The sequence below is a fragment of the Dyella sp. C9 genome (assembly GCF_003332825.1).
GTDB lineage: Bacteria > Pseudomonadota > Gammaproteobacteria > Xanthomonadales > Rhodanobacteraceae > Dyella.
In genome coordinates, this window is record NZ_QIRF01000018.1 from 26,781 (window position 1) to 50,268 (window position 23,488).

20 protein-coding genes are annotated in these 23,488 nt (G+C 66.5%); 4 read left to right on the forward strand and 16 right to left on the reverse strand.

The features are described 5' to 3' along the window. Nucleotides 1–19: 19 nt before the first annotated feature. From DVU99_RS16855 to DVU99_RS16880, 6 genes are all read right to left on the reverse strand, one after another. Nucleotides 20–1,024 carry an alpha/beta fold hydrolase gene (locus DVU99_RS16855; RefSeq protein ID WP_114241443.1) on the reverse strand — a complete coding sequence of 335 codons (1,005 nt, stop codon included), beginning with the start codon at nucleotides 1,022–1,024 and terminating at the stop codon, nucleotides 20–22. Nucleotides 1,025–1,099: 75 nt separating this feature from the next. Continuing rightward, nucleotides 1,100–2,953 carry a M1 family metallopeptidase gene (locus DVU99_RS16860; RefSeq protein ID WP_114241444.1) on the reverse strand — a complete coding sequence of 618 codons (1,854 nt, stop codon included), beginning with the start codon at nucleotides 2,951–2,953 and terminating at the stop codon, nucleotides 1,100–1,102. A gap of 127 nt (nucleotides 2,954–3,080) precedes the next feature. Further along, nucleotides 3,081–3,392 (reverse strand): EF-hand domain-containing protein, encoded by a 312-nt coding sequence (locus DVU99_RS16865; protein WP_114241394.1) that lies wholly within the window; start codon nucleotides 3,390–3,392, stop codon nucleotides 3,081–3,083. 107 nt (nucleotides 3,393–3,499) lie between these two features. Further along, entirely contained in the window at nucleotides 3,500–5,206 is a 1,707-nt protein-coding gene (gene acpA / locus DVU99_RS16870) for an acid phosphatase (protein WP_114241395.1), read from the reverse strand. Continuing rightward, nucleotides 5,203–6,771, reverse strand: coding sequence for a S10 family peptidase (locus DVU99_RS16875; protein WP_114241396.1), 1,569 nt, complete (start codon nucleotides 6,769–6,771; stop codon nucleotides 5,203–5,205). The genes acpA and DVU99_RS16875 overlap by 4 nt, the downstream gene beginning before the upstream one ends. A 20-nt stretch (nucleotides 6,772–6,791) precedes the next feature. Then, the gene (locus DVU99_RS16880) at nucleotides 6,792–8,333 is read right to left on the reverse strand and encodes a S10 family peptidase (protein WP_114241397.1); all 1,542 of its coding nucleotides are present in this window, start codon (nucleotides 8,331–8,333) and stop codon (nucleotides 6,792–6,794) included. A gap of 227 nt (nucleotides 8,334–8,560) precedes the next feature. Here DVU99_RS16880 and DVU99_RS16885 point away from each other — a divergent pair, with 227 nt between their 5' ends. Continuing rightward, nucleotides 8,561–9,043, forward strand: a complete 483-nt coding sequence (locus DVU99_RS16885; RefSeq protein ID WP_232823637.1) for a hypothetical protein — start codon at nucleotides 8,561–8,563, stop codon at nucleotides 9,041–9,043. 27 nt (nucleotides 9,044–9,070) lie between these two features. Here DVU99_RS16885 and DVU99_RS16890 read toward each other — a convergent pair whose 3' ends face one another. Continuing rightward, complete coding sequence (locus DVU99_RS16890; RefSeq protein WP_114241398.1) at nucleotides 9,071–10,678, reverse strand: MASE1 domain-containing protein; 1,608 nt, start codon at nucleotides 10,676–10,678, stop codon at nucleotides 9,071–9,073. A gap of 312 nt (nucleotides 10,679–10,990) precedes the next feature. Beyond that, nucleotides 10,991–11,500: an Lrp/AsnC family transcriptional regulator gene (locus DVU99_RS16895; protein WP_114241399.1), complete on the reverse strand. Its 510-nt coding sequence runs from the start codon at nucleotides 11,498–11,500 to the stop codon at nucleotides 10,991–10,993. A gap of 107 nt (nucleotides 11,501–11,607) precedes the next feature. On the opposite strand from DVU99_RS16895, the gene DVU99_RS16900 reads away from it, so the two are divergent. The 3 genes from DVU99_RS16900 to DVU99_RS16910 are packed head-to-tail and all read left to right on the forward strand — an operon-like array spanning nucleotide 11,608 to nucleotide 13,539. Beyond that, nucleotides 11,608–12,531 (forward strand): DMT family transporter, encoded by a 924-nt coding sequence (locus DVU99_RS16900; RefSeq protein WP_114241400.1) that lies wholly within the window; start codon nucleotides 11,608–11,610, stop codon nucleotides 12,529–12,531. Between the two features lie 4 nt (nucleotides 12,532–12,535). Then, nucleotides 12,536–12,832 carry a cupin domain-containing protein gene (locus DVU99_RS16905; protein WP_114241401.1) on the forward strand — a complete coding sequence of 99 codons (297 nt, stop codon included), beginning with the start codon at nucleotides 12,536–12,538 and terminating at the stop codon, nucleotides 12,830–12,832. Between the two features lie 23 nt (nucleotides 12,833–12,855). After that, nucleotides 12,856–13,539, forward strand: a complete 684-nt coding sequence (locus DVU99_RS16910) for a glutathione S-transferase family protein (RefSeq protein WP_114241402.1) — start codon at nucleotides 12,856–12,858, stop codon at nucleotides 13,537–13,539. A gap of 5 nt (nucleotides 13,540–13,544) precedes the next feature. Here the strand turns inward: DVU99_RS16910 and DVU99_RS16915 are convergent, their stop codons facing one another. From DVU99_RS16915 to DVU99_RS16950, 8 genes are all read right to left on the reverse strand, one after another. Further along, nucleotides 13,545–14,246 carry a Pr6Pr family membrane protein gene (locus DVU99_RS16915; RefSeq protein ID WP_232823638.1) on the reverse strand — a complete coding sequence of 234 codons (702 nt, stop codon included), beginning with the start codon at nucleotides 14,244–14,246 and terminating at the stop codon, nucleotides 13,545–13,547. Nucleotides 14,247–14,277: 31 nt separating this feature from the next. Continuing rightward, nucleotides 14,278–14,754, reverse strand: coding sequence for a DUF2269 domain-containing protein (locus DVU99_RS16920; RefSeq protein ID WP_114241404.1), 477 nt, complete (start codon nucleotides 14,752–14,754; stop codon nucleotides 14,278–14,280). Further along, nucleotides 14,751–16,046 carry an NAD-dependent epimerase/dehydratase family protein gene (locus tag DVU99_RS16925; RefSeq protein WP_114241405.1) on the reverse strand — a complete coding sequence of 432 codons (1,296 nt, stop codon included), beginning with the start codon at nucleotides 16,044–16,046 and terminating at the stop codon, nucleotides 14,751–14,753. Before DVU99_RS16925 ends, DVU99_RS16920 begins: the two co-directional genes overlap by 4 nt. 129 nt (nucleotides 16,047–16,175) lie before the next feature. Continuing rightward, nucleotides 16,176–16,811 carry a TMEM175 family protein gene (locus DVU99_RS16930; protein ID WP_114241406.1) on the reverse strand — a complete coding sequence of 212 codons (636 nt, stop codon included), beginning with the start codon at nucleotides 16,809–16,811 and terminating at the stop codon, nucleotides 16,176–16,178. An 85-nt stretch (nucleotides 16,812–16,896) separates the two neighbouring features. Then, entirely contained in the window at nucleotides 16,897–17,655 is a 759-nt protein-coding gene (gene ubiE / locus DVU99_RS16935; protein ID WP_114241407.1) for a bifunctional demethylmenaquinone methyltransferase/2-methoxy-6-polyprenyl-1,4-benzoquinol methylase UbiE, read from the reverse strand. 261 nt (nucleotides 17,656–17,916) lie between these two features. Further along, entirely contained in the window at nucleotides 17,917–19,272 is a 1,356-nt protein-coding gene (locus DVU99_RS16940; RefSeq protein ID WP_114241408.1) for an amidohydrolase family protein, read from the reverse strand. 85 nt (nucleotides 19,273–19,357) lie between these two features. Then, a complete protein-coding gene (gene plsB / locus DVU99_RS16945; protein WP_114241409.1) occupies nucleotides 19,358–21,991 on the reverse strand; it encodes a glycerol-3-phosphate 1-O-acyltransferase PlsB in 2,634 nt (877 codons plus the stop codon). 162 nt (nucleotides 21,992–22,153) lie between these two features. Beyond that, the gene (locus DVU99_RS16950) at nucleotides 22,154–23,188 is read right to left on the reverse strand and encodes a hypothetical protein (RefSeq protein ID WP_114241410.1); all 1,035 of its coding nucleotides are present in this window, start codon (nucleotides 23,186–23,188) and stop codon (nucleotides 22,154–22,156) included. Nucleotides 23,189–23,488 lie beyond the last annotated feature (300 nt).

The following is a 23,488-nucleotide window of genomic DNA, read 5'->3' on the forward strand; positions in this document are numbered from 1 at the left end:
GTGCGCGATCACGATGCGCTTAGTGCGACAGCGCGAACGAGGTGAGGATGCGCGCGGTTTCGTCCGGCTTCTCGAGGATCGGCATGTGGTTGCAGCCGATCAGGATGCTGGTGCTGATCGCGCTGGCGTTCTTGAGGCCGTTGCGCAGGCTGTCCAGTGCCGAGATGTCGGTGATCTTGTCCTCATGGCACCACAGGCCCAGCACCGGCATGGTCAGCTGGTCGAGGCGGTTCTGCACGGACAGGTACTGCGAGGGATCGCGCAGCTCGTTGAAGGTACGCTCGATGAAGGCACGGTTGTCCTGGTTGCGCTTGATCAGCACGTCCTGGAAGCGGCCCGGGATGTCCAGCGGCTTGGCGAAGGCCAACGCCGTGGCCTTGGCGAATTCCTCGCGGTTGTCGTACTGGAACGGGTTCTTGCCGGACATCGCGTTGCGGGAGAATTCGTTCTGGTCGGTCTTGAGGCCGAACGAGTCGAGCAGGGCGAGTTCGGCCACGTGCTCGGGATGCTCGGCGGCGTAGACGCCGGCGATGGCGCCGCCCATGGAATGCCCCACCAGCACGAAGCGCTGCAGGCCCAGGGTTTCCACGAAGGCCTGCAGGCGCGAAGCCTGCGCGTCGATGTTGTAGCTGGCGCCATCTACGCGGGTGGATTCACCCCAGCCCGGCAGGTCGGGCGCGATCACGTGGAAGTGCGGGGTCAGCAGTTCCATCTGCTTGAGCCACACTTCCTTGCTGGCGTCGAAGCCGTGCAGCAGCAGCAGGGTCGGGCCCTTGCCGCCTTCGAAGTACACCCACTTGGTGTCGCCCGCCTGCACCGAGTGCTGCTCGACGTGGGCCGCCATGGCCTGGCGCTTGATGTCCGCGCGCATCAGCCACTGCGGGGCGAACAGGTAGGAACCGCCCAGCACCACGGCGATGAACACCGCGACGAAGGCGAGGAACTTGAGCCGGCGCAGGGCCAGCCGCTGCCACAGCGGGCGCGAGGACGACGGTGGCACGGGATGCTTGGTCTTGTTGGTCATGGCCATGGGAGTAGTCCGGAACGCGTCCTTCGATGGCGGCGCGCGCCCCCTTTTGCAAGGAGGCGCGCGTGCGGCTTACTTGGCCGTCTTCTGGGCCTTGGCGAACAGCGCTTCCACCGCCTGCTGGGTCAGCGGGTGGTAGCCCGGCTTGGCCTTGGCGTAGACCTGCTGGGCATAGGCGAGGCCTTCGGGCGTTTTCACGAAGGCCTTGTACAGCGGCATGGTCAGGTACAGGCGGCCGATGCGGGTCATGTGCTCGGCGGCGGCGCTCCACACGTCCTTGTCGCCGGCGGCGATGGCATGGCTGTACCAGCGCATGCCGATCTCGGCATTGGGCGTGCCGGTGAGATGCCAGGCGGCATCGAGCTGCTTGATCTTGTCCAGCGGCGTCACGTCCGGCAGGCCGTCGAGGAAGTACATCCATTCCTGCGTGTTCCAGCCCTTGGCGTCGAGCTTGCCGGCGGCCAGCGAGCCGGCGAGGAACGAGGCGCGCTCCTTGTCGATCGCATCGAAGCGCGGCGAGTCGGGCAGCGGCGCATCCTTCGGGATGCCCGGGTCGTAGACCCACTGCTTCACTTCATCCCAGCTCATCTTGCCGGGGTTCTTGTCGAACAGGTTGGCCTTCAGGTAGTCGAGCATCTGCTCGGTGGTGATGCTCTGGAAGGCGAAGTGCGCGAAGTAGCCCTTCAGGTAGGCATCGAAGGTCTCGCGGCCGAAGCGCTGCTCCAGCGTGCGCAGGAACCACGAGCCCTTGTCATAGGGCACTTCGGAGATCGAATCGTCGGCGCCGATGCCGGGCTTGGGGGCCAGGCGCTGGGCATTTTCCGGGATGTCCTTGAGCGACTTCTGCAGGCCGCGCGCGGAGATCAGCGCCTCCTCGTCGGCCAGCGTCTTGCCGTAGACCGCCTCGGTGATGCGGCCCTGCACGTAGGTGGTGAAGCCCTCGTTGAGCCAGATGTCGCGCCAGGCGGCGCTGGTCACCAGGTTGCCGGACCACGAGTGCGCCAGCTCATGCGAGATCACCGAGACCAGGCTCTTGTCGCCCACCAGCAGGGTCGGCGTGGCGAAGGTCATGTTCGGGTTTTCCATGCCGCCGAACGGGAACGACGGCGGCAGCACCAGCAGGTCGTAGCGCCCCCAGGCATACGGGCCGTACAGCGACTCGGCCGTCTTGATCAGTTTCTCGGTGTCCTCGAACTCGTGCGCGGCCTTGCCCACGATGCTGGGCTCGGCATAGACGGCCGAACGCGGGCCGGTTTCCTTCGCCGCGATGTCGCCCGCGGCGATCGCCAGCAGGTACGAGGGGATCGGATGCGGCTGGTTGAACGAGAAGTCGCCGTCGAGCGGGTGGTTGGCGTCGTTGATGGCGCTCATCACCACGCGCACGTCCTTCGGTGCGGTGACGTGGGCGCTATAGGTGAAGCGGATCGCCGGCGAATCCTGCAGCGGCACCCACGAGCGCGCGTGGATCGATTCGGACTGCGAGAACATGAAGGGCAGCTTCTTGTCGGCGGTCTGCTCCGGCGTCAGCCACTGCAGGCCCGACGCGGTCGGCACCGTGGTGTAGACGATGCGCACCTGGGCCGGATGCTGCGGCGTGGTGATGGTGAGCTTGGAGCCCAGCTCCTTGTCGCTCGGCGCCAGGGCGTACTTCAGCGCGCTGGCCTTGCCGGCCGCATCGATGCCTTCCACGCTGGCGATCTTCAGGTCGCGCGTATCGAGCACCAGCGACTGCGCCTTGGGATCCTTCCAATCCAGCTTCAGCGTGGCCTGGCCGTCGAGCTGCTTGTGCGGGAAATCGACCTTGAGGTCCAGGTCCAGGTGGGTGACGCGCACCTGGTCGGGCTGGGCATAGGAGTGCGGGTCGGCGGCAAGGGCGCTCAGCGGCAGCGCGAGCGCGCCGAAGGCGAGGGCGTGGAAGGGACGCATCGGGGGAAACTCCATCAGCAGGAACGCCGAGTATGCCATCGACCGGCGCCGGGCCGCCGGTCCCGGTGGTCATGCACGCGGGCTGGTGGCGGGACGCGCGTGGCGTCCCGGCCACCGCCGCAAGAAATCAGTGGGTCGAGCCGGCTGTCGCCGGAGCGGGGTTCTGCATGGAGCGGACGTAGTCGGCCACGTCCTGCTTGGACACCACGCCGCGGTGGTTCTTGTCGATCTCGTCGAAGTGCGCACGGATGAACGGCACCGGCCCGTTCTCGGCCTCTTCCTTGGTCAACAGGCCGTCGTGGTTCTTGTCGGCGATGTCGAAGTTCTTCATCGAGTTCTGCGCCTGGTTCGCGATCAGGCCCAGTCCGGACTGGGCCTGGACGGCACCGGCAGCGCAGGCCAGCAGCAGGCAGGCAACGAGGATGGTGGGGCGGCGCATGGGAGTCCTCCGGTGACAGTGGGCCGGAGTATCACACCGCGTTCGTTAGCAGATCGTGGGCTTGCGGCACGCCACCCGGCCGTGGGCGCGGGTGGCGTGGCGGTGGTTCAGGCAACGCCGAATTCGAGGGCGTTGGTGAGATCGCCCGGCGGCGGCCCACCCGCCGCGATCATCGCCTGCTCGCGCATGCTGAGACCGGGCAATTTCTCCAGCCCGAAGCGACGCGTGAGGAAGCGGGCGATCGAGCCGGTGTCGTAGATGGTGTGGTCCACGTGGCCCTTCTTCGCGAACGGCGAAACCACCAGCGCCGGAATGCGCGAACCCGGGCCCCAGCGGTCGCCCTTGGGCGGTGCGACGTGGTCCCACCAGCCACCGTTCTCGTCGAAGGTAATCACCACCAGCGTGTGCTGCCACGACGGCGACTTCTGCAGTGCGTTGACGACGGCCATGACATGGCGATCGCCGGTGTCCACGTCCGAGTAGCCGGCGTGCATGTTCAGGTCGCCCTGCGGCTTGTAGAAGCTCACCGTGGGCAGGCGATCGGCTTCGATGTCGGCAAGGAAGTGGTTGGTGGCCGAGGTCTCGCCGATGCCGGCGTCGCGCAGGTGCCTTGCGCGAGCCTCGGTGCCAGGCGCGAAACTCTTGAAGTAGTTCAGCGGCTGGTGATGGATCTGGAAATTGGGGCGCTGCGGGAACTGGTGCTCGTCGCCGTCGCCCTTGCCATCCAGCGCCAGCTGCCAGGCGCCGGCGTACCAGGCCCAGTCCACGCCCGCGCCGGAGAGCACGTCGCCGATGGACTTGTGTACCTGCGGCGGCAGCGTGTTGGGGCTGTCCGCGCTGGCCAGCAGCGGATTCTTGTCCGATTGCGTGCTGGTGGGCTGGTAGGGCGGCATCATGGTGTTCACCGCCCAGAAATCGGGCGTGAGCTGGCTGCGCGAGGCGAACTTCGCCCGGCCCTGCATGGCACTGGCCGGCGACTCCTCGGAGAGCTTCAGGCGCGTGTCGTCGGCGCGGCCGCTTTCGGTCACGGCGATGTTGAACTGCGCGGGGCTTTTGTCCGCGTCCGGATAGAACGGCGGCTGCGCGGCTACCAGGTACTGGTGGTTGAGGAACGAGCCACCGAACGCACCCATGAACCAGTTGTCGCACAGCGTGTACTGGCGTGCGAGCTGCCACAGGCGCAGGTTGGCGGCGCTGTCCTCGTAATGGCCCATCACCATCGCGCCGGTGTCGCCCCAGGCGACGAAACCGTCGTTGCGGCCACCGTTGATCTGGCGCTGGTTCTCGTAGAACGCATGCACCAGGTCGCGCGTGACCACGCCGTGCGGAAGCGGCTCGCCCTTGCCGGTGCGCAGCGCCCACGGCGCATTGGGCAGGCCGGTGAGATCGTCCTGCATCACCTGGTATTCGCGATGGTTCACCGTCTGCTTGTGCGGCGCCAGGCCGTGCCAGATCGGCGGCAGGGTCTTGAGCACCGAACCGTCACGGTCGCGCTGCGCGTACTGCTCGGGCTTGAGCGCGCTGAGCGGCTTCTCCACGCCCGGGAAGTTGGCGAACAGGTTGTTGAAGCTGCGGTTCTCGCAGTAGATCACCACCACCCGCTGGATGTGCTTGCGCAGCGCTTCATCCAGCGCGGTCGGCGCGGCCGTGCCGGTGGCCGCGCCCGCGGCGCGATCGCCGGCCAGCGCCTCGGTAGTGCCCAGCGCCAGCGCGGCACCGGTCAGCGCCAGGCCGCCGCGCAGGCGGCGGCGCGACGGGTCCTGCAGCGAGGCTTCGTTGTCGTCGGGGGTATGCGGGGGAGGGAGTTTGCTCACGGTGCTGCGTCGTCGTAGAAGCGGGACAGGTCGGCCTTGGCCTGCTCCAGCGACGGCTGGTCCAGGTAGATCATGTGGCCCGAGGGGGAGAAGCCGAAGGTGATGTTCTTGCGCTGCGCCGGTTCCAGGCCCATGTGGCCCAGGTCGAACTCGGTGGCGTAGAACGGGGTGGCCAGATCATAGTAGCCATTGGCCGAAAATACCTTCAGGTGCGGGTTGCGGCGCATGGCGTCGCCGAGGTCGTCGGCCACGTAGGTCGCCTGCAGCCAGCCGCCGTTCTTCTTGCGCTTCCAGTCCCAGCTCTTGCCGATGGCGGCATAGTTGTTGGGCAGGTAGGGCGTGTCCTCGGTGAACTTGAGTTCGTTCGCGGCGTACTGGTTGAACGTTGCCACGTAGGCACCGGTGATGGCATCGCTGGCGGTGTCGCCGTCGGGCACCTCGCCGGCGGCATCCGGGTCGATGCCCTGGAAGCGGCCGTCCAGACGTCCAACTGTGAGACGCTGGTCGCGCAGCAGCTCCTTGCGGAAGCGGCTGGGGCCAACGCGCAGGTTGGCGTCCTTGATGTACTGCGGCGACAGGCCGAGGTAGCGGCTCATCTGGTTGGCGATGCGGTCGGCTTCGGCCGGCTCGATGGCGTCGCCCTTGGCCAGCGCCAGCGTGTAGTCGGTGGAGGCGAAGCGGCGCACTTCGGCGAGGAAGCTGCCGATGTCGGCCGGCTTGTTCGGCACCTTGTTGTGGTACCAGGCAATCGCCGCCTCGGTGGGCAGGTTCATGATGTAGCCGTGGTCGATGCCGGGCGCCGCCACCGAGAAGTCGAGGATGGAGGACATCAGCACTACGCCGTTGAACTCCATGCCGGCCTCCTGCAGCGACTTCACCAGCACCGCCGAGCGGGTGGTGCCGTAGCTTTCGCCGAACAGGAACTTGGGCGAATTCCAGCGGTTGTTGACACTGACATAGCGGGTGATGAGGCGGGTGAACGCATCGGCGTCCTGGTCCACGCCCCACACGTCCTTGCCCTCGGTCTTGCCCACCAGCTGCGAATAGCCGGTGCCCGGCGCATCGATGAAGACCAGGTCGCTCTTGTCGAGCAGGCTGTATTCGTTGGGCACCCAGTGATAAGGCGCGGGGGGCACCGGCTTGTCGCCGTCGTTGGCCACGCGCACCGGGCCGAACGAGCCCATGTGCAGCCACATCGACGAGGAGCCCGGGCCGCCGTTGTAGAAGAACGTCACCGGCCGCTTGCTGTTCTTGCCGCCGTCGACGGTGTAGGCGACGTAGAAGAAGCTCACCGTGGGCTTGCCCTTGTCGTCGCGGATCAGCATGCGGCCGGCGGTGGCGGTATAGCTGATGGTGCGGCCGCCGACGCGCACGCTGTGCCTGGTCACCACCGTGCGGTCGGCAGGAACCGGCCGTTCGTCGGCGGCCTTGTCCTTGTCTTTGTCAGCCTGGTCGGACTGCGCCTTGGGCGCGTCCTTCGGCGGGGTGTCGGCGGCGTGCAAGGGCATGGTACCCAGCGCGAGCGTGATGGCGAGGGCGAGCGAGGCAATGGAAGGCTGGCGCATGCGGGAGTCTCGGGCAGTCATCAGGAGTGCGTGGTGTCGTCGTAGTAGCGAGCCAGGTCACCCTTGAGCTGCTTCAGCGCCTCGGTGTTCAGGTAGATCATGTGGCCCGACGGGTAGTACAGGAAATGGAGATTTCCGCGCAGCGAGGGCTCCAGATTCATGTGCGACAGGTCGTATTCGGTGATGAAGAACGGCGTGGCGAAGTCGTAGTAACCGTTCACCGACAGCACCTGCAGGTGCGGGTTGGTGCGCATCGCGTGCGCCAGGTCGCCAGCCACATAGGCGGTCGGCAACGGACGCTTGATGTCGGCGGCCTGGTGCTTCCAGTCCCAGTCCTTGTTGATGTCGCCAAAGGTGGGGCGGTAGTCCAGGTCGCTGTGGTAGTTGAGCTGGCCGGTCACGTAGTCGTGGAAGGCGGTGACGAAGGCGCCGCTGATGCCGGTATCGGAGGCGTCGTAGCCGGGCACTTCGCCCGCCGCATCCTCGTCCACGCCTTCGAAGCGCGCGTCATAGCGGCCGATGGTGCGGCGCTCGCCACGCAACAGCTCCTTGCGGAAGCGCGAAGGATCCACGCGCAGGTTCGCCTGCTTGATGTAGTCCACCGGCAGGCCGGTATAGGCGGCGAGCTGGCGCGCGACGGCATCGGCCTCGGCAGACGGCACGTCCTGTCCCTTGGCCAGTGCGCTCGCATACGGCCCGTTGGCGAACGCGCGCACCTGGTCGAGATACGTCTTGAGGTCGGCCGGCTTGTTGGCCAGCTTGTTGTGATACCACGCGGCGGCCGCGTAGCTGGGCACGTAGCCGACGTACATCTCGTCGTAGCCAGGCATGCGCACGCCGTAGTTGAGGATCGAGGACATCAGCACGACGCCGTTGAAGTACATGCCCTTGTCCTGCAACGCGTCGACCAGCGCGGCGGAGCGGGTGGTGCCGTAGCTTTCACCGTAGAGGAACTTGGGCGAGTTCCAGCGGTTGTTGAGGGTGACGTAGCGCTGGATCGCGCGGCTGAAGGCGGAGATGTCCTGGTCCACGCCCCAGAAATCCTTGCCCTCGGCCTTGCCGAGCGGACGAGAGTAGCCGGTGCCCACGGCATCGATGAAGACCAGGTCGGTCTTGTCCAGCAGGCTGTCATTGTTGGCGACCAGCTTGTACGGCGCCGGCGCGGTCGCGTCGGGACTGGCCGTCTCGATGCGTACGGGCGCGAACGAGCCCATGTGCAGCCACATGCTGGAGGAACCGGGGCCACCGTTGTAGAGGAAGGTGACCGGCCGCTTTTCCGGCTTGCCGTTGTCCACCGTATAGGCCACGTAGAACACGCTGGCCTGGGGCTGGCCCTTGTCGTCGCGAATCACCAGCGCACCGGCGGTGGCCGTATAGCTCACCGAACGACCTGCGATGCTGACGCTGTGCCGGGTGCGCACGGCCGTCTCGGTGCTGGGGGCCTGGACGTCCTCGTCCTTGCTGGCGGCGGATTTATCGGCGGGCGCATCCTTGGCCAGCAGTGAGGGACAGGGTGACAGGATCAGGCCAGTACCCAACAACAGAACCCACAGACGACGCATGCAACTCCCCTGGACGGCGATTGGATCGATGTAACGAAACCCGAGTATGCGCATCGCTGCCCCGGGGCGACCGTGACAAAAGTACTAGGCAGGTTTTTCGATGGGCCGGCCGGAGCAGGGGGGCGCAGGGTCAAAAGTCGTGATGCAGCAGGCAGTTTGCCTGTGTCCTGGTGCTACATTCGCCGAACGCCTCGGGGCGTCAACACCAAACCGAAAGGGGAATGACCATGACAAGGATCCATCTGCGCCGTGCCGCGCTCGCAGTGCTTCTGTTCGCAGGGATGTCGGGTGCTGCACTGGCGGCTCAGCCGGCGGCCACGGGCCTGGGCCAGGCCTGGCCGAATACCACGGATGTCAGCGCCAGCCCGAACTGGCACGCCTATGTGTTCACGCTCGGTGGCGTGAAGTACATCCAGGTCAATGACCTCAATGGCAATGTGATCGGCGCCGTCGGCACGTCCAACGGCCAGTTCATCACGCTGCCGATCGGTGCGTTCTCGCAATTGGTCACCACGCCGCAGCAGCCTGCCGCCGTGACCACCACCGCGCAGCCCGCCACTGCACCGACCACGGTGTACCAGGACAACGCAGTGCAGGTGACCGCCACCACGCAGACGGATGGCACGGTGAAGCTGTCGGCCGTGTCCGCTGTGTCAGCCGCGGCCACGTCGTCTTGTGATCCGGTGCAGTGCAATAACCACGTCCAGTAATGACGTGTCCGGATCAGCCTGGCTGCGTTAGGCGCTGCCAGGCTGATCGGGATCGTACAGAATCACGCTGATGCAGCGGCCGGCTGAAATGAGATGCTCGCGGGCCCTGCCTTCGAATGTCGCGGCGCGGTCCTCAATGGCCGGCCAGCCCAGGCCAGTGGCTGTGCGCAGCACGCGCGGCAGCAGGTCATCCCAGCGCACCGACGACAGCTGCTCCGGCCGGGAGCGCAGATTGATGCGCACGACGCACCAGCGGCGTTCGCCGCGCAGGCCGCAGCGTACCTGCACACGCACGTCGCTGACGTCGCGACGTGCACAACCGTCAGCCACGGCTTCACAGACCAGCCGGTAGATGGTCAGGTTGATCGTGGCGGAAAGCGTGCTCACCGGACCGCGCAGGTCGCACCAGTAGGACACGCCGCTCTCGTCCAGTACGCGGGCGATCGGCCCCTCGCGCAGGACGCCCGGCAAGCCACGTTCACGCCAGGTCACCGGACACAGGCTGTCTGCCAGTCGATACAGCTGATCCTGTGCAACCAGCGCCTGGCGCCGGTAACTACGATCATCGAATACCGGCGCCGAGTGGCGCAACCGTCCGAGCATCACGTTGTAAACCGCATGCACGGTCTCTCGCACCTGCTCCAGCGCCTGAGAGGTCATGCGCAGCTGCACTTCGCCCTGGTGCATGTTGCGTTGGGCCAGTGCCAGTGCCAGGCGCATGTCGGTACGCTCTTGTTGCGCCTGGATATTGAGCGCTCCAATGCGCTCGCCCATGATCAGCATGGTGGTGATGGTGAACGCGATGAATATCTGCGCATTGAGCGTGTTCGGATCGAACATCTTGGGCATCAGCGCGATCACTGCCAGGTTGGCGAGCATGCTGCCGATGGCCGCGCCCTGCCAGCCGTAGCGCAAGGTGAGCCACACGACCGGCAGGAACATCGCTACCTGCGCAAGCTGCCGCGTGTTCGTCGCCGGGGACGAGTTCAACCCCAGTGCAACGAGGAAGGCCAGCGTGGGCACCAGCAGCAGCACGCATTCGATCGCCATGCGACTTGCGATGAAGCGTTTCGCCAGCCCTCTCCACGGCGAATTGCGCAGCGTCTGGTGCAGCACCAGCACGAACGGCACGATGGTCAGCGCCCCCATGTAATTGCCAAGCATCCACTGGCTGGCGAGGAAGCCATAGTTGACCGGCGGGTAGTCGCTCGGCAGGTGGGTGATGGACATCAGGCCGATGCTGATGGCGGTGCGGACGGCCGACACCAGCAGCGCGCAGCAGAGCAGGGCGCTTGCGTTGATGGCGCCGCTGCGCTTGAGAATGGGCCAGCGCTCTCGGTAGAGATAAACCACCGGCATGGTGCCAAACATGGAGGGCACGAGGTTGCAGATCGCCCAGAGCGTGCCGAAATCAGCAGCGCAACTCACGCTCAGGTAAGCCAGCGACAATATCTCGCCTGCGCAAAGCGCCGCCCAGTAGCGATAGGGCGCGAGCAACAGCACTGACATGTGCAGGCCGCACAGTATGAGCCAGTGGGAGATGGACAGCTCGCGGAAGAGCGACACACCCAAGGCGTAGATGGTGGCAATCGCGATCTGGCAGAGCCAGAAAGTGCCCCCCGTTCCCTTTCGCATATCCAACCCCTTGCTGGACAGGGCATCCTTCGCCGGTGCGGCTCCTGTCGCGTGAATGGTTCAGGGGGCTCCACCATGTCGCGTACGGCCCCGCCCCTGGCGCATGCTAACCCAATCGGATTGCGCCGACCCCTTTAACCGATCTTGCCTCACGTGGAGTGAGGTAAATCCTTGTTGTTCTCTCTATTTCACCTGTGCGCACGCGTAAGCGGAAGTGAAGCCAGGCACTCGGACGGGCCTGCAGGGTGGCATCTGGCATGTGTATGTTTCGACATGTGATACGCATCACACTTTGCAGGGGCTTCGGATGGGTCAGTCCTGCACGGTGGCCCGCCCGGACTGCCACATAGCCCGGGTCAGCGGCCGGTTCTCGTGCGGGGTCTGCAGGACCACCAGGGTCGTGGTGCTGATGCTGGGGTGGATCTTCAGCAGGCGGTCGAGCACGGCCTCCAGGTGGGCGATGGACATGGCCACCACGCGCAGCAGGGCCGAGTCCTCGCCGGCCAGGCGGCGGCAGTCCAGCACCTCCGGGATGTCGGCCACCAGCGAGCCCACCCGGGCGCAGATGCCGCCGTCGCAGCGCAGGCGGATCATGGCGTCGATGTCGTAGCCGAGCCGGCGGTGGTTCACCACGGCGCGGTAGCCGGTGATCACCCCGGCTTCCTCCAGCCGCTTCACCCGCTCGGCCACGGCAGGCGCTGATAGCCGCACCTTGCGGCCCAGTTCGGCGTAACCCAGGCGGGCGTCCTGCTGGAGGGCCTCCAGCAGCAACCAATCGGTGGCATCCCAGATCGGTTTCGATTCAAAGGCGATAGCGCTCATCTCACATTTCGATCCGCGGCGAAATATCCGGATCCTACGCTGATTCATCATTCAAGCGCGTCAACATCAGCCTTACGATGCCCACGTTCCCCACCCGGACCCTCCCCATGCAAACCCCGGAACGCCTGGACGGGCGTGCCCTCAGCTATATCGGCATCGCCCTGCTCACCTGGTCGTCGGCCTATGCTGCAATCGCCTATGCGCTGGCCTCGTTCACGCCAGGCGAAGTGGCGCTGGCGCGCCTGGCCATCGGCTCCCTGTGCTTCGCCGTGTTGCTGGTCGTACGCCGCGTGCCATTGCCGGCGCGACGGGACTGGCCGGCGCTGGCTGCGCTCGGCGTGGTCGGCCTGACCGTCTATCACCTGTGCCTCAACACTGCCGAAACCCGGGTCGCCAGCGGTACCGCGGCGATCCTGATCTCGCTGGTACCGGCTACCACCGCGGCGCTGTCGGCCATCTGGCTGCGCGAGCGCCTTTCGCGGCGCACGCTGGCTGGCCTTGGCGTGGCCCTGGTCGGTGTGGTGACAGTGGTGCTGACCAGCGGCAAGCAGGTCAAGGTCGAGCCGATGGCGGCCCTGGTGCTGGTGAGCGTGCTGGCCTCGGCGGTGTTCTTCGTGGGGCAGAAACCGTTCTTCGTGCGCAACGGCATGCTGGGCGTGACCGGTTTCACCTTCTTCGCCGCCACGCTGGGCGCGCTGCCGTTCGGCCTGGGACTGCCGCATGCGCTGGCCGCGGCGCCGGCCTCCCATATCTACGCGCTGGTATGGCTGGGCATCGCGCCCACCTTCATCGGCTACATCGCGTGGAACGCCGCGCTGCACCGCGCCTCGGCCTCGCAGGTGAGCAGCTTCATCTACTTCTCGCCGCCGATTGCCGTGCTGATCGGCTGGGTCTGGCTGGGCGAGCGCCCGACGCTGCTGACCCTGCTGGGTGGTGCGATCACCGTGGGCGGCGTGGTGCTGGCCAACGCACGCCGGCGGCCGCCGAGCCCCGCGGCTCCGATCGTCGCCACGCCGGCCAAACAAGGATGAGTTGATGGAGCCGATACGCTTGACCGACTTGGCGCGGGCCTTGCCGCGTGCATGGAACTCCCAGGTACTGGCTCGCTTCGGCGATGCCAACCTGAAGCTGCTGCGCATGGATGCTGCTGCCTACCCGGAGGAGTGCCATGACTATGCCGAAGGGCTGCTGGTGCTCGACGGCGAGATGCTGCTGGCTGTGGACGGCCAGCAGCAGCGCGTCGGCACCGGCGAACTGTGCGTGGTGCCTGCCGGCGTGCGGCACGCCGTGCTGCCCGGCAGTCGCGGTACGCTGCTGATTCTCGATACCTGACATCCACCGGCTGGAGACCGTCGATGCCATTGCTTTACGTCGCCAACAAGAACTATTCCTCGTGGTCGTTGCGTCCCTGGGTGCTGATGAGCGAGCTGGGCATTCCGTTCGTCGAAGAGCAGGTGGTATTCGCAGAAGGCTCCAACTGGCAGGCATTTCGCCGCTTCTCACCGAACGGTCGCGTGCCGTGCCTGAGCGATGGCGACACCGTGGTGTGGGATTCCCTGGCCATCGTGGAGTACCTGGCCGAGGAACATCCGGCCGTATGGCCGTCCGATCGCATCGCGCGCGCCTGGGCCCGCAGTGCCGCGGCGGAAATGCATTCCGGCTTCGCCACGCTGCGTGAGCAATGCGGCATGAGCTGCGGCCTGCGCGTGCGCCTGCGGGACGTGGGGCCGGCCTTGCAGGCCGACATCACGCGCATCAACGAGCTGTGGAACGAAGGGCTGGCGCGCTTCGGCGGCCCGTTCCTGGCTGGTGCGCACTTCACCGCGGTGGACGCGTTCTACGCCCCAGTGGTGTTTCGCGTGCAGACCTATGGCCTGCCGCTGGAGGGGCCCGCCAAGGACTATGCGGCGCGCATGCTGGCATTGCCGTCGATGCGCCGCTGGTACGACGCGGCGCTCGCCGAAACCTGGCGCGACCGCGCCCACGAGTACGAAGTACTCCGTTACGGCGAGCTGCTCGAGGACCTGCGCGCCGCCTGAGCCCGTCAGGCCGGCGTGCCCGGCGCTTCCACGCGTCGTCGCGCCTGCCAGCGGCCCAGCGCCACCAGCGCCAGGCCAACCACGATGAAGGCGACCAGCACGACCACGGCATCCAGCAACACCTGCGCGTAGCCGAGAGCCTTCACGTCGAGGAACGGGTAGGGATACCAGCCGTCGACCGCACCGCGCAGCATCACGTAGAAGAAATAGCCGGCCGGATAGCTCTGCCACGCCAGCACCTGCGACCAGCGCAGGCTGCCCTTGGGCGTGGCCAGCCACCAGTACAACAGGTACAGCGGTGGCATCAGGTCGTGCACGATCACGTCCGACAGCAACAACCAGCCGGAGGGATGCCACAGCTGGCGCAGCATGACGTTGTAGATCAGGCTGACGATCGCGATGCTCATCGCCGCCGCGGTCTGCACGCCCGGCCTCAGGTAGAAACGCAGGATGGCGTTGCGCGGACCGATGGCCGCCGCCGACAGCACCTTGGCGACCAGGATGTTGGTGAGGATGGTGTAGAAGCCCAGGAACAGCCACACGCCTCCAAGCGCCGTGCCACCGTTGCCCACCACCTGCCGGATCGAAAACCACAGCTGCAAGGCCAGCCCGAAGCAGCCGAGCAGGGCGGCGAACACGGCCAATGGACGGTAGCGGTAGGGCATGGGCGAAAGCGCAGGTAACGGGGTCGCCACTATGCCACTCATCGACGGGAGGCGCTCCAGCGCAAGAAATCGCTCAAAGCCAGAGCGGTGGCTTGGCTACCATCAACCAGAAGATACCCATCATGGCGAGAAAGGCCGGCCAGCCCAGGGCGAACCACCAGCGCATCATCCGCCCGCAGGACGATGGAAGCGGCTGGCCCGCAGTGGCCGCGAGTTGGGCCGCGTGACACACGCGCGTCTGCAGCACCACGACGGGCAACCAGCACGCACCGGTCACCAGATACAGCGCGACGGCGGCCAGCAGCCATGGGCTATTCCATGGAAACCCCATCAGGTGCACCAGCGCGATGCCAGTGAGTGGCTGCACGACAACGGCCGGCGTGGTGAAACACCAGTCCGCGCGCACCGTCAGCCGCGACGCGGTGGCGATCGCCTGCACATTGCCGGTGCGCCAGGTGAACCACATGAAGAAAGCAGTGCCCAGGCCCGTGCCGAACAGCAAGGTCGAGGACACGATATGCACGAGCTTCAGCCATACATAGGCGGTCATCGCTTCTCCTCGGTTGCAAGCAGGACCAGGATCGCGGCCATCAGCGGCACATTCTTCAGCAAGCCGCCCAATGGATCGAGCCAGTGCGCCGGCCACAGCGTGCCGATGCCAAGCGTATAGCCGGCCAGCATCAGCAACATGCCACCCAGAACCCACCGCGGTCGCCATCGGAGCAGGCATAGCACGCCGAGCAGCAGATCCAGTGTCGCGGTGCCGCGGGCCAGCCACAGCGTGGCGTGGGCAGGCAGCGGGCCGCCCTGCGCGGAGGCCAGCACGGCGTCGGCGGAAAGGCTCCAGCCGACTACGCCGGAGGCCAGCCACAACCCTGCGAGTGCGAGACGCAGCCCCGGTAGCGTGAGATAGAGGCGTGCGTGCCAGCGATCCTGGACGTGGCTGGGGGCTTCGGCCAGCGCACGCTCAAGCGTGCGCGGCCGAAACGCAAGGCGTTCGTGCATGCGTTGCAGCGAGCCGGGAGCGCCAAGGTTGCCGCGCTCCAGCATCCGCTGCATGGTCGCGCCGAGGGGGCCTTGGCCAAGGCGTTCGCCCACCCAGCAAGCCGCGCGTGCGAGGGGCGTCGGTACCACCCACAGCCGCGCGGGACGCAAGCCAAGCCAACCACGCCAGCGTCGCAGATAGTCGGCCAGGCCCATGGCCTGTGGGCCCACCAACTCGAGGATCTCGGCACCACCGGCTGGACGCGCAAGTGCTGCAACCACGGCCAGGCCGACATCCTCGGCGGCAATCGGTTGCACGCAGGGCGAGAGGGCCTCGCGGGGTACGACGATCACGCCGGGCAGGGCAGCCATGGCCCGCAGCAACGAGGTGCCGCCATACGAGCCGTGCGCGCTGTAGACCAGCGAAGGGCGAAGGATGCATGCGTCGATCGGCAGTGCCGCCAGCTGATCGTCGCCGCGATGTTTGCTGGCGATGAATTCGCCATCATCCGCGTGACCCAGCGTGGATATCTGCACGGCGCGCCTCACGCCTGCCTGCACGCAGGCCTTGTACAGCGCCAATGGCGCGCGTACGTGAACCGTTTCGAAGCTGTCGGCGTCCTTCTCGCGAAGTATGCCGGCGCAGTTCACCACGGCGTCGATGCCGGCCAGGCGTGGCAGCCAGTCCTCGACCGTGATGTCACGCGACATGTCGCAGGCGACCGCACGCAGGCCCGGAAACCGCGAGTCGAGGCGCGCACCGCGTACGGCGCACACCACCTCATGATCGGCGGCAACGAGTGCCGCCACGATGTGCGCGCCGATGAACCCATAGGCCCCCGTCACCAGCACACGCATAGCCTAGGGGCTCTTCTGATGAGGAGTAACGGGATGCATGCAACGAACCGCCTCGGCTTGGGTGTGGATGCGCCTGGTTTCCCACGTCAACGCCGATCATGGTTCGGCATCAGTGCGATGGTTAGATGCTCAGTTTTCCGCCGCCAGTTGCAACCGCTGTGTGCGGCGCAGGCCGATGGCGTAGAACAGGCGCACGAACAGCGGGATGGTGAGCAGCAGCAGGTTGTTCCAGCCCGGCGCGAACCAGGCGCCGATCAGGCTGAGCAGGGCGGCGGTGGGCAGGCCCAGCGAGCGCCAGCGCGTGGCGACCACGTGTTCCGGCGCGATGTCGGTGCGTACGAGCGGCGGGCGTAGCGCCGCGGCGAACACCATGCGCTGCAGCGATCCGGCGACCAGCAGGGTGCCGGCGTAGACCAGCTCGGGAACGCGGGCCATCGGGTTGGAACTCATCAATGCCGTGGCGAACGGCATGAAGGCCACCGTCATCAGCAGCAACATATTGGGCCACATCACGGCGGCGCTGTAATCGACCAGCATGCCGAACACGCGGTGGTGCGCGACCCACAGCGCGCCGATCACCAGGAAGCTGAGCGCAAAACCCATGAAGCTGGGCTGCAGGCCCTGCAGCGCCTGCCAGTAGGCCTGGTCGTCCCGGGTCTCCAGGTGCGGTACATGCACCTCGATGATCAACAGGGTGATCGCGATGGCGAACACCGCATCGGAGAAAAACGTCAGTCGTTCTAACTGCGAGGCATTGGCGCTCATGGGTTCCCTGTCGGTACGGTGACCCGGCCATGCTTGGACAAAACCTCCGGCCCTGTCCAGTGGCCCGGCACCGCCCGGCGGGAGCTCAGAACTTGTAGCCGCGATGGATCGCCACGATGCCGTTGGTGAGGTTGCGCACGTCGACGCGATCGAAGCCGGCGCGTTCCATCATGCCCTTGAGCGTCTGCTGATCGGGATGCTTGCGAATCGACTCCGCGAGGTACTGGTAGCTGTCGGCGTCGCCGGCAAACAGCTGGCCGAGCTTGGGCAGCACCTTGAACGAGTGGAAGTCGTAGAGCTTGCTGAAGAGTTCGCTCTGCACGCGCGAGAACTCCAGCACCAGCGCGCGGCCACCTGGCTTGAGTACGCGGCAGATGTCCGCCAGCGCCTTGTCCTTGTCGGTGACGTTGCGCAGGCCGAAGGCCATGGTCACCGCGTCGAAGCTGTTGTCCGGGAACGGCAGGCATTCGGCATTGAGCTGGGTCCAGCGCAGGCCCGACACCAGGCCGCGGTCGGTGAGGCGATCGCGGCCCACGCTCAACATGGCGGCGTTGATATCGCCCACCACCACCTCGCCCTCGGCGCCCACCACCGGCTTCAGCAGCGCGGCGATGTCGCCGGTGCCGCCCGCCAGGTCCAGCACGCGGTCGCCACGGCGCACGCCGCTGACGGACACGAAATGACGTTTCCACAGCCGGTGGATGCCGAACGACATCAGGTCGTTCATCAGGTCATAGCTGCTCGCCACCGAGGTGAAGACCTGGCCGACGAGCTTCTGCTTGTCCCCGACGGGGACGTCGCGGAAGCCGAAATGGGTGGTTTGGGAGGGGGACTGGTCGCTCATTCGCCCATGGTAGCGGATCGGAGGATAGGCTTCTTCCCTGGAGGGCCGACGGCCCTCTGCACCCTCTCCCCTTCGGGGAGAGGGTTGGGGTGAGGGGGGTGCTTGCCTCACCGTAAAGTGGCCCCCCGTCAGGGCGCCCCCTGTAGGAGCGCGCCCTGTGCGCGACCGCCGCGTGGCGTGGTGATCGCTTCGTTGGCTTGTCGCGCACAGGGTGCGCTCCTACAGAAAAGCGGCAGGTGGCGCCGTCGCAGCGCGACGGTATTACAGCACCGGCTTGCCGTCCTGCTTGTACACCACGCCATCCTTCATCACGAAGCTGACCTTCTGCATCACCGTGATGTCGTCCAGCGGGTTGCCCGGCACGGCGATCACGTCGGCGACGCGGCCTACCGCGATCTGGCCCAGTTCGTTCTGCTTGTGCAGCAGTTCGGCGGCGTGGGTGGTGGCAGCTTGCAGCACGAACATCGGCGGCATGCCGGCCTGCACCATGTACTCGAACTCCTTGGCGTTCTGGCCGTGTGGATAGACGGCCGCGTCGGTGCCGAAGGCGATCTTCACGCCAGCCTTGTACGCCTTGCCGGCGGTGGCCTGGATGATCGGGCCCACCTGCAGCGCCTTGGCGGCGACCTGCGGAGGGTAGTAGCCCGGCTTGGCGGCCATCTCCTGCACGTACTTGCCGGCGATGATGGTGGGCACGTACCAGGTGCCGTGTTCCTTCATCAGCTTCATGTCCTCGTCGTTCATGAAGGTGCCGTGCTCGATGGAATCCACTCCGCCAAGCACGGCGCGGCGGATCGCTTCCGCGCCATGCGCGTGGGCGGCCACGGTGAAGCCGTAGTCGTGCGCGGCGCTGACCACGGCCTTGATCTCATCGATGGTCATCTGGGCGTTGTCGGCGCTGGCGCTTTCGTCAAGCACGCCGCCCGAGGGCATGATCTTGATGACGTCGACACCGTCCTTGTAGTGCTGGCGCACGGCCTTGTAGGCGTCCTCGGGGCTGTTGATGATGCCGTCCTTCGCGTTGGGGTCGCCCTGCAGGTCCATGCGGTAGCCGTCGGTGGGATCGGCGTGGCCGCCGGTGGTGCCGATCGGCTTGCCCGCGGTGAACATGCGCGGGCCCGGCACGATGCCGGCATTGATGGCGTTGCGCAGGGCAATCGATTCGTTGTCGCCGTCGCCGACGTTGCGCACGGTGGTGAAGCCGGCCAACAGGGTGCGGCGCGCGTAGACGGTGGAGCGGATCGCGTAGTCGGCGGTGTTCCAGCGGAACTGGTCGGAGTACCCGGTGGGGCTGGTTTCGGAGGTGAGGTGGGTGTGCGAGTCGATCAGGCCCGGCAGGCAGGTGGCATCGGCCAGGTTCACCGAGGCGAAGTGCGCGCCGCTGGCGCTGGCGGCGTCGCGGTAGGGTTTGTCATCGACGTGACCGCCCTTGATCTCCTTGACCTTGTGGCCCTCGACCACCAGCGTGGTTTCGCCCAGCAGCCGGCCGACCGCCGGGTCGACCAGGCGCGCGCAGTGCAGCACGGTGACGTCGTGGTTGGCCGCAGGTGCCTCCGCGGCCAGGGCTGCAGGCAAGGCGAGCGTGGCGGCGATGGCAAAGGCAAGGCGTGTGGACATGGTGGACTCCCCCGGGTGGAGAGGCCATCTTAGGCGAGCCCCCAAACGGCGTGAGGGGTGACTTTCGTCACCCCTCACCGATCGATCAGCCTTGCCTGTCTGCCGGGTCGGCGGTGGCGTCCTCGGCCACCGGGGTGACCTCGGCGTGGGCGTGCATATGGTGCTCGGTGGCCACGTGCCGCTCGTGCAGTGCCTCGCTGGAGGCGTCGGCCGGCACCGGCTTGTCGGCCTCCTTCTCGCCCTCGCCACCACCGGTGATCTTGAGGATGGAGTGGCGCACCTCACGCGAGAGGATCACGCGGGCGTCGCGCACCATGTCGTCCAGCGCATGGTCGTAGTCGAGCTTGCCGGCATCGTCGGTCCACACGATGCGGCTTTCGCGCAGCTTCTGGATGAAACCGCGGAACAGCGCCTTGTCGAAGAATTCCGGCGCCGACAGTTCGTTGAGCAGGCTCAGGCGCTGCGCAGTGAGCGTGCAGGCATTCTCGAGTTCGCCGGCACTGATGGTGTGCGGGCCGTTCTTCACCAGCGCGGCGATAGTGATGTAGTAGCGCTCGAAGGCCTGGATCAGGCTGCGCGCGATGATCTTCAGCTGGAACGCCGCATCGTCCTGGCCAGGTCCGCGTTCGAGCACACGACCGTCGCCGGTCGCCTCGAGCAGGCCGCGCCGCACGAAGAAGTCGATGGTGGCCTGCAGCTGGACACAGAAGCCATCCTTGTCCCACGGCAGGAACAGCTCGCCCTGGATGAACGGGTAGATGATGCGGCCCAGGCGCAGCACCGAGGCACGCGTCATGCGGCGGTTGTTGAGGAAGCAGCAGGCTACCCACGCGGCCGTCGCGGTGAGGTGCAGTACGTTGTTGCGGAAGTAGCTGAGCAGCACCGCCTGCTCGTCCTCGGTCACCAGCACGTCGCCCAGCGGGTGGCGCACGCGTCGGATCCAGCCCATCTGCTCGCCATAGGCGATGATGCCGGCCGGGTCCATCGAGGTGAGCGTCATGCGATCCGAATAAGGCAGCTCTTCCAGCAGTGCCTTGGTCAGCTCCAGCTGCGACAGCAGGTCGTTCTCCGCCATCGCATGCTTGGGGGTGGCCAGCAGTGCCAGCGCCAGCAGGTTGATCGGATTCACGTCCGCGGCGCGATTGATGTTGATCTGGATGCGATCGGCCAGGTCGTCGACCACGCGGCCCAGCCACTCGGGCTTGGCTTCCGGATCGTCGATGGCGGCGCGCCAGTCGGGACTGGCCGCATCGAGCAGCGGGTTGAGCTCGATCGGCTCGCCGAAGTTCAGCGCCACATGGCCGTAGCGCTGGCGCAGCACCTTGAGTCCGCGCAGCAGGCCGATCAGCGACTCCTTTTCCTTGGGCTTGCCGGAGAGTTCGCCGATGTAGCTCTTGCCCTCCATCAGCTTTTCGTAGCCGATGTACACCGGCTGGAACAGCACCGGGCGGCGCGGCGCGCGCAGGAAGGCGCGCACGGTCATCACCAGCATGCCGGCGCGCGGCGCCAGCAGGCGCCCGGTGCGCGAGCGGCCGCCTTCGATGAAGTATTCCATCGGCACGCCGCGGTCGATCAGCTGCGCCACGTATTCGTTGAACACCACCGAATACAGTGCGTTGCCCTTGAAGCTGCGGCGCAGGAAGAACGCACCGCCACGGCGCAGGATCGAGCCGATCACCGGCAGGTTAAGGTTCACGCCGGCGGCAATGTGCGGCACCACCACGCCGGACATGTGCAGCTGGTAGGACAACAGCAGGTAGTCGGTATGGCTGCGGTGGCAAGGCACGTACACCACTTCGTGGCCGGGCGCGGCAGCGCGGGCCTTCTCGAAGTGATGCATGGCGATGCCGTCGTACAGCTTGTTCCAGAAATTGGACAGCAGGAACGACGCCGAGCGCACCACCGGGTGCGAGTAGTCGGCGGCGATCTCCATCACCATGTCGTGCGCGCGGCGCCACGCCTTGGCCTGGCTGATGTTCTCCTTCGCCGCGGTGGCGGCGATGGCGGAGCGCACGGGCTCGGCGTTGAGCACGGCATCGACCACCGTGCGGCGGTGCGACAGGTCGGGGCCGATCACCGCGGCGCGGATGCGGCGGAAGTGCGTGCGCAGCACGCGGGCGATCTTGCGGGTGAGGCGTTCGGGGCGGATCTCGCCGGCCTCGTTCACCACCGTGCGCAGCGACACTGGCGTGGAGAAATGCACCACCGTGTCGCGGCCGTTGAGCAACAGCGCCAGCATGCGGCGGAAGCGGCCGACCACCACCCAGTTTTCCGAGAACAGCACGCTGAACCAGCCCGACTCGCGGGTAGGCGCGCGGCCGACGTAGATGGAGACCGGCACGATCTGGATGTCGCGCTCGGGGTCACCTTCCAGCGAGCGCACCAGCTGGCCCAGCGGCTCGTTCGGCGAGCGCTTGCGGTTGCGCCCGAACAGCCAGCCATCACGGCGGGCCAGGGCGAACACCGAGCGCTTGCGGCGGGTGCCGGACAGCGGCTGCATCGGCGAGGGCAGGCCGGCCTCGCGGCAGGCGCGCTCGAGGATCAGGCCATCGGAAAAGCCATCGCGCTCGATGACATAGCACACCGGCACGCCTGCCTGGAGCAGGGTGGCGGGTTCGGCAGGATCGCGGCGGATGCGCACCCAGGGTTCGAGCAGTTGCCCGGCCAGGTTGAACCACCAGGGCGCGCGGCTACGGGCGGGAGTGTCCGTGGTCGACATGTTTAGCATTCCCTGATTGTAACGGGTGACCCAGGCTGGCTGGGTCCTGGGTTGATCGAAGGTGCCCGTGGGCGCCGCCCCGGCCTTTTACCGGAGCACAGGTAAATAAGGTGTTCTGCTTCGGGGCGGGTGCGCGACGGTGCGCGTCGCGCGAAGCCAGGCTCAGTGCCTGGCTGGGGTCGCCGACGAGGCGGCGGGTGCCGGTGCGGGCTTGGCGGTGGCCGGCTCCGCCAAGCCGCCCTTGGCCGGGGCCGCCGCCATCGGCTGTGCGGGTTCCGCGCTGCTGGTGGCTGCCGGCGGCGCCAGCAGGTGGTCATGCGCGTCGCGCACATTCTGCAGTACATCGGCGCTGTACCAGCGGCCGTCCTGCTCGACCAGGTCCGACTCCATCGACAGCGGCTTGCCTAGCAGCAGATAGTCGATGCGCACGTGGGCATGGCCGTTGCGGTTCTCCAGCAGGGTGACCCTCACCGAATCGAGCGTCTGGTCCACCGACAGTCCGTACAGGGCGAGCGCCTGCTTGATGCCGAGAAAACCGATGTTGTACTTCTGCATGGCCGTGTCGAAATCCAGCGCGCGCAGCTGTTCGGGCGTCTTGATGTCGAGCTTGCGCGCGGTGTCCACGGCGATGGCAATGGCCTGCTTGGCTCGCGTCTGGTCGAACCATGGCGCCTGCTGCGCCCACGGGGCCAGTACGTTGATCACCGCCGTGGCCTGCGCCTTCTGCAGCGTGGTCATGTCCTTGCTCTGGGCCACGCCGGTGGCGGCGATGGCCTGCGCGATGCCCACCATCACCGGCAACTGGTCGTGATACTGCGCCTGCAGCTGCAGCAGCTTGGGGCGCGCCAGTGCGTAAAGCTTGCTCTCGGCATCCGGCTCGGTGAGCTGCTGCACGTTCTTGATGAAGTCCGCGCGGTCTTCGGGCGAGATCGGTTGCTGGTCCGGACGCGGGCGGGTCCAGTCCGCGCGCAGCGTGTCGTAGTCGGCCGGGGGCAGGGCGTGTTTCCAGAAGCCGGCGAAGTCGCCAGCCTTGATCAGGGCCACCGACTGCTGCACCGACGCCTCGGGCGTTTCGCCGCCGGCGACGACGGGCGGCGGGGTGCTCTTGTGCGTGGTCATCACCAGTGCGAGCACCGAGGCCAGCACGAGCAGGGCGACGAACGCGCCAACGGCGTAGTAGACGGATGAGCGACGCATGGAATCTCTGATGGTGGCGCCCGTCGAACCTGCAGGTGCGGGCGGTCGGCGGAGCGTAAGCGTGTCGACTCCGCGTGAACAAGAGGCGGAAGCCGCGGCCGTGATGCCTGTTCAGGAGGTGGCGGAGTGGGGCCGCAAAAAGAAAACCCCGCGGGCGTTGGGCCTCACGGGGTAATCCGGCAGAGCCGGAAGGGAAATGGCCTTGCCTGCGGAGTTTTCAAGGTCGGCAGGTGTTGGCGGGGAAGATCTTACTTCCCCGTTAAAGTTAAAGCAATACTTTAAGTAATGCTACGTAAGTTA

What these genes read in the sequence shown, in the direction of transcription:
- DVU99_RS16855 (WP_114241443.1), bottom strand. Translation starts at nt 1,024, where the DNA reads ATGACCAACAAGACCAAGCATCCCGTGCCACCGTCGTCCTCGCGCCCG.
- DVU99_RS16860 (WP_114241444.1), bottom strand. Translation starts at nt 2,953, where the DNA reads ATGCGTCCCTTCCACGCCCTCGCCTTCGGCGCGCTCGCGCTGCCGCTG.
- DVU99_RS16865 (WP_114241394.1), bottom strand. Translation starts at nt 3,392, where the DNA reads ATGCGCCGCCCCACCATCCTCGTTGCCTGCCTGCTGCTGGCCTGCGCT.
- DVU99_RS16875 (WP_114241396.1), bottom strand. Translation starts at nt 6,771, where the DNA reads ATGCGCCAGCCTTCCATTGCCTCGCTCGCCCTCGCCATCACGCTCGCG.
- DVU99_RS16880 (WP_114241397.1), bottom strand. Translation starts at nt 8,333, where the DNA reads ATGCGTCGTCTGTGGGTTCTGTTGTTGGGTACTGGCCTGATCCTGTCA.
- DVU99_RS16885 (WP_232823637.1), top strand. Translation starts at nt 8,561, where the DNA reads ATGACAAGGATCCATCTGCGCCGTGCCGCGCTCGCAGTGCTTCTGTTC.
- DVU99_RS16890 (WP_114241398.1), bottom strand. Translation starts at nt 10,678, where the DNA reads ATGCGAAAGGGAACGGGGGGCACTTTCTGGCTCTGCCAGATCGCGATT.
- DVU99_RS16895 (WP_114241399.1), bottom strand. Translation starts at nt 11,500, where the DNA reads ATGAGCGCTATCGCCTTTGAATCGAAACCGATCTGGGATGCCACCGAT.
- DVU99_RS16900 (WP_114241400.1), top strand. Translation starts at nt 11,608, where the DNA reads ATGCAAACCCCGGAACGCCTGGACGGGCGTGCCCTCAGCTATATCGGC.
- DVU99_RS16905 (WP_114241401.1), top strand. Translation starts at nt 12,536, where the DNA reads ATGGAGCCGATACGCTTGACCGACTTGGCGCGGGCCTTGCCGCGTGCA.
- DVU99_RS16910 (WP_114241402.1), top strand. Translation starts at nt 12,856, where the DNA reads ATGCCATTGCTTTACGTCGCCAACAAGAACTATTCCTCGTGGTCGTTG.
- DVU99_RS16915 (WP_232823638.1), bottom strand. Translation starts at nt 14,246, where the DNA reads ATGAGTGGCATAGTGGCGACCCCGTTACCTGCGCTTTCGCCCATGCCC.
- DVU99_RS16920 (WP_114241404.1), bottom strand. Translation starts at nt 14,754, where the DNA reads ATGACCGCCTATGTATGGCTGAAGCTCGTGCATATCGTGTCCTCGACC.
- DVU99_RS16925 (WP_114241405.1), bottom strand. Translation starts at nt 16,046, where the DNA reads ATGCGTGTGCTGGTGACGGGGGCCTATGGGTTCATCGGCGCGCACATC.
- DVU99_RS16930 (WP_114241406.1), bottom strand. Translation starts at nt 16,811, where the DNA reads ATGAGCGCCAATGCCTCGCAGTTAGAACGACTGACGTTTTTCTCCGAT.
- ubiE (WP_114241407.1), bottom strand. Translation starts at nt 17,655, where the DNA reads ATGAGCGACCAGTCCCCCTCCCAAACCACCCATTTCGGCTTCCGCGAC.
- DVU99_RS16940 (WP_114241408.1), bottom strand. Translation starts at nt 19,272, where the DNA reads ATGTCCACACGCCTTGCCTTTGCCATCGCCGCCACGCTCGCCTTGCCT.
- plsB (WP_114241409.1), bottom strand. Translation starts at nt 21,991, where the DNA reads ATGTCGACCACGGACACTCCCGCCCGTAGCCGCGCGCCCTGGTGGTTC.
- DVU99_RS16950 (WP_114241410.1), bottom strand. Translation starts at nt 23,188, where the DNA reads ATGCGTCGCTCATCCGTCTACTACGCCGTTGGCGCGTTCGTCGCCCTG.